11 protein-coding genes are annotated in these 11299 nt (G+C 44.4%); 10 read left to right on the forward strand and 1 reads right to left on the reverse strand.

Translation table 11 applies throughout. From position 1 onward, the window contains the following. The first annotated feature begins 42 nt into the window (after window positions 1-42). The 10 genes from iscR to OOA_RS02675 all read left to right on the forward strand — a co-directional run bounded on the left by iscR (window position 43) and on the right by OOA_RS02675 (window position 8257). Window positions 43-540 (forward strand): Fe-S cluster assembly transcriptional regulator IscR, encoded by a 498-nt coding sequence (iscR, locus tag OOA_RS02630; RefSeq protein WP_008910576.1) that lies wholly within the window; start codon window positions 43-45, stop codon window positions 538-540. A 127-nt stretch (window positions 541-667) separates the two neighbouring features. Further along, window positions 668-1882, forward strand: a complete 1215-nt coding sequence (locus OOA_RS02635) for an IscS subfamily cysteine desulfurase (RefSeq protein ID WP_008910577.1) — start codon at window positions 668-670, stop codon at window positions 1880-1882. Between the two features lie 23 nt (window positions 1883-1905). After that, complete coding sequence (gene iscU, locus OOA_RS02640) at window positions 1906-2292, forward strand: Fe-S cluster assembly scaffold IscU (protein ID WP_008910578.1); 387 nt, start codon at window positions 1906-1908, stop codon at window positions 2290-2292. A gap of 148 nt (window positions 2293-2440) precedes the next feature. Then, window positions 2441-2764 (forward strand): iron-sulfur cluster assembly protein IscA, encoded by a 324-nt coding sequence (gene iscA / locus OOA_RS02645; protein WP_008910579.1) that lies wholly within the window; start codon window positions 2441-2443, stop codon window positions 2762-2764. Window positions 2765-3086: 322 nt separating this feature from the next. Beyond that, complete coding sequence (hscB, locus tag OOA_RS02650) at window positions 3087-3608, forward strand: co-chaperone HscB (protein WP_008910580.1); 522 nt, start codon at window positions 3087-3089, stop codon at window positions 3606-3608. Window positions 3609-3619: 11 nt separating this feature from the next. Then, the gene (gene hscA, locus OOA_RS02655) at window positions 3620-5470 is read left to right on the forward strand and encodes a Fe-S protein assembly chaperone HscA (protein WP_008910581.1); all 1851 of its coding nucleotides are present in this window, start codon (window positions 3620-3622) and stop codon (window positions 5468-5470) included. Window positions 5471-5472: 2 nt separating this feature from the next. Continuing rightward, window positions 5473-5808, forward strand: coding sequence for an ISC system 2Fe-2S type ferredoxin (gene fdx / locus OOA_RS02660; protein WP_008910582.1), 336 nt, complete (start codon window positions 5473-5475; stop codon window positions 5806-5808). A gap of 28 nt (window positions 5809-5836) precedes the next feature. Next, the gene (gene iscX, locus OOA_RS02665) at window positions 5837-6037 is read left to right on the forward strand and encodes a Fe-S cluster assembly protein IscX (protein WP_008910583.1); all 201 of its coding nucleotides are present in this window, start codon (window positions 5837-5839) and stop codon (window positions 6035-6037) included. A gap of 333 nt (window positions 6038-6370) precedes the next feature. Then, window positions 6371-7666 (forward strand): aminopeptidase PepB, encoded by a 1296-nt coding sequence (gene pepB, locus OOA_RS02670; RefSeq protein ID WP_008910584.1) that lies wholly within the window; start codon window positions 6371-6373, stop codon window positions 7664-7666. A gap of 135 nt (window positions 7667-7801) precedes the next feature. Continuing rightward, window positions 7802-8257 carry an enhanced serine sensitivity protein SseB C-terminal domain-containing protein gene (locus OOA_RS02675; protein WP_008910585.1) on the forward strand — a complete coding sequence of 152 codons (456 nt, stop codon included), beginning with the start codon at window positions 7802-7804 and terminating at the stop codon, window positions 8255-8257. A 680-nt stretch (window positions 8258-8937) separates the two neighbouring features. Here OOA_RS02675 and OOA_RS02680 read toward each other — a convergent pair. After that, window positions 8938-11299: ImcF-related family protein (locus OOA_RS02680; protein ID WP_008910586.1), on the reverse strand; the 2362-nt coding region annotated here is incomplete at its 5' end.

Below are 11299 nucleotides of genomic sequence, written 5' to 3' on the forward strand. Positions count from 1 at the left end.
GAATGTCACAATTCGCCCATATTTTACCATGGAGTATATGTTATGAGACTCACTTCCAAAGGGCGTTATGCCGTAACTGCAATGTTAGATGTTGCCTTACACTCTCAGTCTGGGCCAGTCCCACTTGCTGATATTTCTGAGCGTCAGGGAATTTCCCTTTCTTATCTTGAGCAACTATTCTCTCGTTTACGCAAAAACGAGCTTGTTTCTAGCGTTCGTGGGCCCGGTGGTGGTTATTTACTTGGCCGCAATGCAGATCAAATTTTTGTTGCACAGGTAATTGCTGCGGTCGATGAATCTGTTGATGCTACTCGTTGTAAAGGCAGCAAAGAAGGTTGCCAAAATGGTGATCGTTGCCTGACTCATGCGTTATGGCGTGACCTTAGCGATAGAATTACTGATTTCCTCAGCGGCATCAGTCTTGATGAGCTGGTAAAAAATCAGGAAGTCATGATAGTCGCTGATAGACAAGATAACGAAAAGCGTAGATTGACACAAAATGGTATTTTCCCAGAAACCATTATCAATGTTCGTGCTTGACCCTAAAATATATTAATAAATTGCAGTCGATACATAAAGTGGTGGAACTTAGCTATGTATATAGCGGTTATCACCACAGTATCATTAAAAAATTAAAGACAATTTGTCTTTTTGGAGTAACTGAGCAATGAAATTACCTATCTATCTAGATTATTCAGCGACAACGCCAGTTGACCCACGCGTAGCTGAAAAAATGATGCAATGTTTAACCATGGACGGCATTTTTGGTAACCCCGCTTCGCGCTCCCACCGTTTTGGTTGGCAAGCAGAAGAAGCCGTTGATATTGCGCGTAATCAAATCGCTGAATTGGTTAATGCTGATCCTCGCGAAATCGTATTAACTTCGGGTGCAACAGAGTCTGATAACTTAGCGATTAAAGGTGCTGCTAATTTCTATCAAAAGAAAGGCAAACATATCATCACCTGTAAAACTGAGCATAAAGCTGTTCTGGATACTTGCCGCCAACTTGAGCGTGAAGGTTTTGAGGTAACATATCTCTCCCCAGAGCGCAGTGGGCTTATCAATCTAACAGACCTCGAAGCTGCATTACGTGACGATACGATCCTTGTTTCCATCATGCATGTAAATAACGAAATTGGTATTGTTCAAGATATTGAAGCTATTGGCGAAATGTGCCGTAGCCGCAACATTGTTTTCCATGTCGATGCAACTCAAAGCGTCGGTAAATTACCTATCGATTTGTCAGTACTGAAAGTTGATTTGATGTCCTTCTCTGCGCATAAGCTATACGGGCCAATGGGTATCGGTGCATTATATGTGCGTCGTAAACCGCGTATTCGTCTTGAAGCTCAGCAACATGGTGGCGGTCATGAGCGCGGGATGCGTTCAGGTACGTTACCTGTTCACCAAATTGTTGGTATGGGCGAAGCTTACCGTATTGCCAAAGAAGAAATGGCGGATGAGTCTGCGCGTTTGCGTGAATTACGTCTGCGTTTATGGAATGGCATCAAAGATATTGAAGAAGTCTACCTCAATGGTGACTTAGAAAACGGTGCTCCACACATTCTGAACGTCAGCTTCAACTATGTTGAAGGTGAATCACTGATGATGTCTCTCAAAGATCTAGCTGTATCATCGGGTTCTGCATGTACATCTGCAAGCCTCGAACCTTCTTATGTTTTACGTGCACTCGGCATGAATGATGAGCTAGCTCACAGCTCCATCCGTTTTTCGTTTGGCCGCTTTACGACAGCAGAAGAAATTGACTATGCAATCAAACAGATTCATGGCGCCATTGGCCATTTACGTGAATTATCTCCCTTATGGGAAATGTTCAAAGACGGCGTAGATCTTAATAGCATCGAATGGTCTCACCATTAATCAGATGGTTTCAGGAGTTCAAAATGGCATATAGCGAAAAAGTAATCGATCATTATGAAAATCCACGTAACGTGGGTTCATTCGATAATAGCGACCCAAGCGTCGGTAGCGGTATGGTTGGTGCACCTGCTTGTGGGGACGTGATGAAGCTACAAATTAAAGTAAGTGATGACGGCATTATTGAAGATGCACGCTTCAAAACTTATGGTTGTGGTTCTGCAATTGCATCAAGCTCGTTAGTGACTGAGTGGATGAAAGGTAAAAGCCTTGATGAAGCTGAATCCATCAAAAATACAGCTATCGCAGAAGAGTTAGAACTGCCACCAGTAAAAATTCACTGTTCTATTCTAGCTGAAGATGCCATTAAAGCAGCCATTGCTGATTATAAAAGCAAGCGTCAAGGCAAATAACGCTTTAATATCGATTTGTCAGGCGCATAATAAGCTTCAAAGAAAGCCCGTGCGGCACAATAAGTTATCGATATCATAATAACGATTTTAAGGCGGATGCGGCGAGTTAAAAAGTATCTGCCTTATTTGTTTCTAAGTGAGGTTCGCAATGTCTATTTCTCTTACAGAAAGTGCAGCGCAACGCATCCAAGCATTCCTAGCAAGCCGTGGTAAAGGTGAAGGCTTACGTCTTGGCGTAAGAACATCAGGCTGTTCAGGTATGGCTTATATTCTCGAATTTGCCGATACCATCAATGAAGAAGACACCGTGATTGAAGATAAAGGTGTGAAAGTGATTATTGATGGTAAAAGTATCATCTATTTAGAGGGTACTGAGCTGGATTTTGTCAAAGAAGGATTAAACGAAGGCTTTAAATTTAATAACCCAAACGTCAGCAGTGAATGCGGTTGTGGTGAAAGCTTTCACGTATAATGTCTTCCTTTAGTCAATATTTTAACCAATGTATTTATCTGTACTTTAAATGATCCTAGAGACATTTAAGTAAGAAAAGCTCCTTGGCTTAGGTAGCATAAAAGCGTTATCTCTTGGGGGCACTAGCCTTACATGAATGAATCGCTGGCTATATCTTGAAATCTGATGGATAAAAATAAATTTTCGTGACATGTCACGACGATCAAATTTGGTGATGACGTGAATTGATCCCTATTTATCTTTATCAGTTTGCATGATATGTCGGAATCAATGTTTTTCAAGATAATCGCATTGGTATTCCCGTTCGAGAAACTAAGCACTTATGGATTATTTTACTCTTTTTGGGTTAACCCCAAGCTATGCGATAGACAGTGAACAACTGACCCAGTGTTTTCAATCGCTACAGCGCCAATATCATCCAGATCGCTTTGCAACCTGTACTGAACAGGAGAAACTGCAATCAATTCAACAAGCTGCTAATATCAATGCGGCCTATCAAGCACTTCGCCATCCACTTAGACGCGCAGAATACATGTTATTGCTCCATGGGTTCGATATTAACAACGAACAACACACAATGCATGATACCGCGTTTTTAATGGAGCAACTTGAGCTACGTGAAGAACTCGACCACATCGAAAATAGCCATAGCGCGGATGAATTGTTAGTTGATTTTATGGCGAGAGTGAAGAAAATGCAGCGAGATCGTTCAACGCTGATGGTGTCACAACTTGATAATGAACTGTGGGAACAATCAGCTGATACCGTGCGTAAATTGCGTTTTCTGGATAAGTTACAACAGCATGCTGAACAGCTCGAAGAACGTTTACTGGATGATTTTTAAGAGAAACGATTATGTCATTACTTCAAATTAGTGAACCTGGTATGACAGCAACACCCCACCAACGCAAATTAGCGGCCGGTATTGACCTTGGTACAACACATTCTTTAATAGCGACAGTGCGTAGTGGTGAAGCTGCGGTTTTACCCGATCATGAAGGGCGTTATCTCTTACCCTCTGTTGTCAATTATCAAGCTGGTAACAAACAAATCGGTTGGGTGGCAAAGCAATTATCTGAACAAGATCCCGTCAATACGATTATCTCTGTCAAAAGAATGATAGGGCGCTCCTTAGCGGATATTCAACAGCGTTATCCCGAGCTGCCTTATAATCTGACAGCAAGTGAAAACGGCTTACCTTTCATTCAAACTGCCGCTGGGCAAGTTGATCCCATTCAAGTTTCTTCTGATATATTAAAAACTCTTGCTAATAGAGCAGAAGAAACGCTGGGTGGCGAAATGGACGGTGTGGTCATCACAGTGCCAGCTTATTTTGATGATGCCCAGCGCCAAGGGACTAAGGATGCAGCACGCCTTGCTGGTCTACATGTTTTACGATTATTAAATGAACCTACTGCGGCGGCGATTGCTTATGGTCTTGATTCAGGCCAAGAAGGGGTTATTGCCGTTTATGATTTAGGTGGGGGGACATTTGATGTTTCCATTTTACGCCTAAGTCGCGGTGTATTCGAAGTCTTAGCAACTGGCGGTGATACGGCACTTGGTGGTGATGATTTTGACCAACTTTTAGCGCAGTGGATTGCCGAGCAAGCGGGGCTATCAACTCAAGGTGACCATCGCTTAAATCGCCAATTATTGAATGCTGCAACGAACGCTAAAGTTGTGTTAAGTAACGCCAACACAGCACAGATTTCACTGCCACAGTGGCAAGGGGAAATTCAGCGTGAAGTGTTTGAACAACTGATCCATAACCATATCAAACGTACTTTGATTGCGTGTCGTCGCGCATTAAAAGATGCACAAGTTGATGCAGACGAAATTTTAAATGTTGTGATGGTGGGTGGGTCGACTCGAGTACCTTTGGTTAGAAACAAAGTCGGCGAGTTTTTTGGTAAACAGCCTTTAACCTCAATTGATCCAGATAAAGTGGTGGCTATTGGCGCATCTATTCAGGCAGATATTTTAGTTGGTAACAAACCAGATAGTGACATGCTGCTATTAGATGTGATCCCGTTATCCTTAGGTCTTGAAACCATGGGGGGACTGGTCGAAAAAGTGATCCCTCGCAATACCACAATACCGGTTGCGCGCGCCCAAGAGTTCACCACATTTAAAGATGGTCAGACTGGCATGTTGGTTCATGTTGTACAAGGTGAACGTGAAATGGTCTCTGATTGTCGCTCACTAGCGCGTTTTGCCCTGCGTGATATTCCTGCGATGGCAGCAGGTGGTGCTCATATTCGTGTTACGTTCCAAGTTGATGCTGATGGTTTGTTAAGCGTCAGTGCGATGGAAAAATCTACGGGTGTCGCTGCATCAATTCAGGTGAAGCCATCTTATGGGCTAACCGACAATGAAATTTCAACCATGATTAAAGATTCAATGAGTAACGCGCAAGATGATTTGAATGCGCGCCGTTTAGCGGAGCAAAAAGTTGAAGCTGCAAGAGTGCTTGAAAGTTTAACGAGTGCATTAGCGCAAGATGCCAATCTACTGACGCCAGAAGAAGAGTCAGCGATTGATAATGCCGTCAATGTGTTAATTGACGCGGTAGAGGGCACTGACCCTGCCGTAATTGAAAGTGCCATTAAACAACTGGATAAGCAATCACAGGATTTTGCCGCTCGCAGAATGGATGCATCTATTCGCCAAGCGTTGTCAGGTCAATCTGTGGATGAGATATAATTATGCCTAAAATAATTTTTTTACCTCATACAGTGTTATGCCCCGAAGGTGCGGTTATTGATGCACAAGAAGGTGAATCGATTTTAAATGCAGCATTACGTATCGGGATTGAGCTTGAGCATGCTTGTGAAAAATCATGTGCTTGTACCACCTGCCATTGCATCGTGCGTGAAGGTTTTGACTCTCTTGAAGAAAGCACTGAACTCGAAGATGACATGTTGGATAAAGCATGGGGTTTAGAACCTGAAAGCCGCTTAAGCTGCCAAGCTTTGGTTTCAGACGAAGATCTGGTCGTAGAGATCCCTAAATATACGATTAATCATGCGCGTGAGCATTAATGAGTTGTACTGTGCGGAGAATAACAAAATGAGCCTAAAATGGACTGACAGCCGTGAAATTGGTGAAGCACTGTATGATGCATACCCAGATATCGATCCAAAAACGGTGCGTTTCACCGATATGCATCAATGGGTTTGCGAGTTAGACGAGTTTGACGATGAACCACAAAAATCAAACGAAAAGATCTTAGAAGCCATTTTATTGGTTTGGTTAGATGAATTTGAGTAATATCTGATATGACAAACAAACCGGATATCTATTGGCGGTCACTTTAGGGCTTCAAGTAGAGTCCGGTTTTGTTTTATGTGCGAATGATGACTGACTATATTGATATATCTGTCATAAACATAGAGTATGGTGGTTATTGGCAACATCTCGCTATCCGAGTTACAGCGTTTATCTCTGCTCCCCCAGATAGCATCACTTGCCGCTTAAATGAAACTTGAATTATTATTTTGGGTATATTGATACCCGCCTAGCCGTTTATCGGTTAAGGTATTTATATTGGCTGACAAACTTCAATTAGTTTTGCCTGCATATACAGATAAAGTGAGAGAAACGATGATAAAACAAATTATGCCAGTAATGATTTCATTTGAACCAGCTGCACCTTGCTGGGGAGAAGGAGCACTCATCAGTTCTGGCGATAAAGGGATCACGATTCATTTAAAGCATCCGGGCAAACTGTGTGCAGTTCAAACAGCGGGACGTAAATTAGATAGCCAAGGCATTCGTAATGTTTCGCTGGCGGGTGAAGGCTGGAATTTGGAAAATAGTTGGGCGTTTTGGCAAGGTTTCCGTGCACCAAAAGGTGCAAGAACGATTGAATGGCCAGTATTGCCAGAAGCAGATCGTAAAGAATTAGAAAATCGCATCCGCGCCATTGATTGGGTGCGTGATGTGATTAACGCGCCAGCAGAAGAGTTAGGCCCAGAGCAACTGGCAAAACGTGCCATTGATTTACTGTGCCATATTGGTGCAGAAGATATTAGCTATCGCATCATTAAAGGTGACGACTTAGCAGAACAAGGTTACACAGGTATCCACACTGTTGGCCGTGGTTCAAGCCGTTCTCCTGCATTCCTAGCGCTTGATTATAACCCAACCGGTAATCCAACGGCGCCAGTTTTTGCCTGCTTAGTTGGTAAAGGAATTACTTTTGATTCAGGCGGTTACAGCATCAAACCATCTGCATCAATGAACTCAATGAAAGCCGATATGGGCGGTGCAGCGACATTGGTTGGCTCATTAGCTCTGGCTATCACTCGTGGCCTGAAAAAACGCGTTAAATTATTCCTGTGCCTTGCAGACAACATGGTCAGCAGCAATGCCTTTAAATTAGGCGATATTATTCGCTACCGTAATGGTAAATCAGTTGAAGTGATGAACACGGATGCGGAAGGTCGTTTAGTGCTAGCGGATGGCTTGATTGATGCTTGCAAAGAGAAACCGACGCTGATTATAGATGCGGCAACATTAACTGGCGCGGCGAAAACAGCGGTAGGCAATGATTACCACTCAGTACTGAGTTTTGATGACAAGTTTGTGTCTGAATTAATGGATTCTTCAAATGATGAGTTTGAATTGTTCTGGCGTCTGCCATTGGCAGAATTCCATCGCCAGCAATTGCCATCAAGCTTTGCAGATCTGAATAATATTGCAGCACCGTCTCATACTGCCGGAGCAAGTACCGCAGCAGCATTCTTATCCCACTTCGTCGAAAACTATCGTCAAAACTGGATACATATCGATTGCTCAGCAACTTACCGCAAGTCAGCTGTTGGCCTGTGGGCTGAAGGGGCAACAGGTATTGGTGTTAGAACTATTGCCAATCTGCTAGTGAAAAAAGCAGGCTAGGCCAACAAATTAAAATCACGTCTCAGGCACGAAAGGAGCGACTTTTCGTGCCTATTTTTTTATGATAGACCCAACATAATTCGAAGTACATATAATCATTATTAGTAATGGTGACTTTCATCATGAGGTTTGAGCATGTCGCAGCAATCAGAAAATAATCAAATATCAAATTCAGAAACAGATATTGAATTCACCGAATTAACCATACCAGAAGGTTCAGCTCTGAAATTAAGTGTACTTGAAAATGAACCTGAAGCATTAACCACCGCATTAGTGGAATGCTTTAAACAACATAAAGTCGTCCGTCGTGCGTTTTTAGTCTCAGCACAAGAAACTCAAGATGACACTGATCAAGCTATTTTAATGGTAGCAATTGAATTTGTGCCCGGCACAGAAAATATCGACGCAATTATCCAAGAAGCAGGTATGTTAGCGTGTGAATATTTAAACGATGATGAGTCAATTGATTTCTGCTTAGTCAATGAAGATGAGAAAGGCGTAAGCCACTTTATCACAGAACATGTTGAGGCCTTCTATCAACGTAAACTCGGCAGTTGGTTGAGAGATACTATACCTGTCCGAAATGCCTAATATACCCGTCGTTACCCGTCATACTTCGAGCCGCAGCGTTGTTGACTGCATTCATTCGCCCTAGTCACGTAGTTATCTACGCTCCTAGGGTCTCATTCATTTGTCGCCTAGCTGCAACTCGAATTATTTAGGGAATGTCTGGATAATATTTTAAATGATCTAAATGCAATTCGTATGATTTAGGGTATATCCAGCATATTCTCAGTTGAAACCTATAAACAAATTAAGGCTAAAAGTGCCAAAATGGCACTTTTAGCGTAATTAAATCATCGTTTCTAGTCTCTAATTCTCTTGTTGTCTAGCTGCAACTCGAATTATTTAAGGTATATCTGGCTCTGAATGATATTTCATGTTACCTAGAATATTTGGGTATATCCGTCATGTTCTTAGCTTGAATTTATAAATAAAAAATGCGTAAAGTGCCAAAATGGCACTTTTAACGTAATTAAATCATCATTTCTAGTCTCTCATTCTCTTGTTGCCTTGCTGCAACTCGAATTATTTAGGGTATATCTGGATGATATTTCAAGCTCAAATCTATAAATAAATTAATGCTAAAGGTGCCAAAATGGCACTTTTAGCGTAATTAGATCATGGTTTCTAGTGCCTTATTTTCTCGTCGCCTAGCTGCAACTCGAATTATTTAGGTCTATCTGTGTGAGTCCTCAATTCGCACTGCGCTAATCCAAAAAGATTTTGTCGGGTAACACAAAGTTGCGCAGCTTCAGTAAGGCTAATGGACCATCACCCATTTCGGTGCGTAACGTATAATTGAGGGAATAGCCCCCTAACGTTTGCCAGTCAATCGAGTAGCTACTGGTGCTGCCCGCGTAAGGGCTGACAGTGGCGGTTTCCAGCAGTCGAATAAATCCCCACACCCCACGATAATCCCCGTATAAACGGGTGCCGGTGGTGGTGGTCATCCAACTGAGGGTCGCGCCTGAAGCAATCGTGTCCGCCGGCCACGCAAATCGCTGCCACTGAGATTGCTGGTTATCGTAGGTGAGTGCTTGCTTATCAATCACCAGTTGGGTCTGCATGATGTTCTTGCTGGTGCCCGGTCGCATTTCAAAATAGAGACGGGCTTCACCATTGGCGAACGCGACATCCCCCAAGTAACTGAGCGTATCTAAGGCGTTTAAAAATTCAGGATTAAAGCGCAGTCCTTGTGCGTGTGTACTGTTTGGCACCCAACGATTGCCCTCTTTGCGTAACACCCCTTGCAAGCGTGTTTCTAAGAAGCGTTGAATACGCCCATTATCCGGTCGCAAATATTGCGCCATCAGGGGTAATGACACTTCACTTTGGGTATTTTTCAGCGGATAGCGTCCCCCAAACGCGGCATTCCATTCGTTGACCACGGCATTTTGCCATTCACTGTTAATACCTTGGGCGGTTGGGGTGAGCAGCTGTTGCCATGCTTGCGTCATCGGGTCAACCAATAAGGTTTCGCCCAACGGGTTCCACTCTTGCCCCAGACTGGCGGCAATCAAACTGCCGTAATCGCGGGTTTCAGACAGGTCAACGGTTTTACCTTCAAAAATACTGTTAGCCAGCGCTTGTGACATGGCTTGTGGGTCAGTGGAATTGACCACTTGTTGCAATTTCAATCGCACGCGGGTGATACGCGTGAGGTAGGTTTGTAGGTTCAGGCTCTCACCCGTTTGCGGCGAGACGTCGGGTTCAACAAAGCTAATCAGGGGACCAAACACCGCTTCAAGCGGGCCGGAGAAGGCGGCTTTTTGGTTAATCACCGGTTTTTGTTCTTTATTGAGTAACTCTTTGGCCGAATTCACAAACGACTCGGTGAGTTTTTCTTGCTGACGTCCGGTTTTACCTTGATAGGCCACGGTGTTCATCAGGGCAATGAGAGGGGATTGGCGCACATCACTCATCAACGTCAGTTGGTCGATGGTATCGGATAAATTCTCGGTGTGACGCCACTGCAAGGTGTTGAGGAAATTCAGCCAGCTGCCCGAAAAATCAGCAAAATAGCGGTCAGTCAACCGCTGTTTGAGTTGCTCAGGGGAGATGTCACTGTCGATAGCCTGTTGGTTATCGCTGAGCACCCAATCAATCTCATCACGACGCGCGGCCACGACCCGATTAATGGCCGGTTCAATCGATTCCTCCCACGCCTTACGGGTGAAGATACCGGGGATAAATTCGGTGGTGGTCAACAGAAAACTGACATCGGTCTCGGCAGTCATGTCATCCAGTGTCATGTCTGCAAAATGGTGTTTTGCTTGCTGGAGAATGTTTTGATACAGCGCGGATTCGCCGCTGCGTTGACCAATCTGCCGAATGAGCAGGGTGCGACTCCCGCTGATTAAGCTACGATTTGGGGAAATCGCCCAATCAGGGTGTTGAGGCAATTGCTGGGCATAGAACAGTAACAGCTCTTTGCCGAGGGTTTGCCACTCGCCATCCGCCACGCCGGTGCGCTGGGGCATCACGGTGAGTACGGTATCGACAAAAAACGTTGGCTCCATGCGTTCAGGGGTGCTCATCATTAAATAGGCTTTCAAAACCTGATAAGTGGCTTGTGAGGCATTGGCACGCGCTGGGCTATCCGGTGGCAGCTCGGCGAAGGTTTGCAGTTGTTGTGCCAGTTGTTGTCGGACGTGCTCTTGCAGTAACGGTAAAATCGTCTGGTGATAGACTGGCCACAATTGGGTTAACAATGCGTCGTTGGCATTGAGTCCAAAACGCAGCCATAACGGTACCGAGGTCTGTTCACGGTGATTGAGCAACCCGAGTATTTGCTGAAAATCGAACTGGGCTTTCAGACGCTCTGCGTCAGTGAGTGCGCTATCGGCAGCCACGGCAGCATGATGCTGACTGTCGATAACGAGCTGGCGATTGGCCAGATAAGAGACCACCATGCCTATTCCCCAGACGGTCATGGCGGTTGCGGCGGTGTATTGCACCACGCGCTTGCCATTGATACCCAGCGAGGCGGGTTTTAACGTGCTGGCCACGGCGGATTGGGCCTCAAGCCAACTTTGCCAACGGCTCTCGGCCTGCCAACTGTGGGCAACT

The organism is Providencia burhodogranariea DSM 19968 (genome assembly GCF_000314855.2).
Lineage (GTDB): Bacteria > Pseudomonadota > Gammaproteobacteria > Enterobacterales > Enterobacteriaceae > Providencia > Providencia burhodogranariea.

Excerpts from the sequence above, each read along its gene's own strand:
- OOA_RS02675 (WP_008910585.1), top strand. The coding sequence starts at position 7,802 with ATGTCGCAGCAATCAGAAAATAATCAAATATCAAATTCAGAAACAGAT.
- OOA_RS02635 (WP_008910577.1), top strand. The coding sequence starts at position 668 with ATGAAATTACCTATCTATCTAGATTATTCAGCGACAACGCCAGTTGAC.
- fdx (WP_008910582.1), top strand. The coding sequence starts at position 5,473 with ATGCCTAAAATAATTTTTTTACCTCATACAGTGTTATGCCCCGAAGGT.
- pepB (WP_008910584.1), top strand. The coding sequence starts at position 6,371 with ATGATAAAACAAATTATGCCAGTAATGATTTCATTTGAACCAGCTGCA.
- iscU (WP_008910578.1), top strand. The coding sequence starts at position 1,906 with ATGGCATATAGCGAAAAAGTAATCGATCATTATGAAAATCCACGTAAC.
- hscB (WP_008910580.1), top strand. The coding sequence starts at position 3,087 with ATGGATTATTTTACTCTTTTTGGGTTAACCCCAAGCTATGCGATAGAC.
- iscR (WP_008910576.1), top strand. The coding sequence starts at position 43 with ATGAGACTCACTTCCAAAGGGCGTTATGCCGTAACTGCAATGTTAGAT.
- hscA (WP_008910581.1), top strand. The coding sequence starts at position 3,620 with ATGTCATTACTTCAAATTAGTGAACCTGGTATGACAGCAACACCCCAC.
- iscX (WP_008910583.1), top strand. The coding sequence starts at position 5,837 with ATGAGCCTAAAATGGACTGACAGCCGTGAAATTGGTGAAGCACTGTAT.
- iscA (WP_008910579.1), top strand. The coding sequence starts at position 2,441 with ATGTCTATTTCTCTTACAGAAAGTGCAGCGCAACGCATCCAAGCATTC.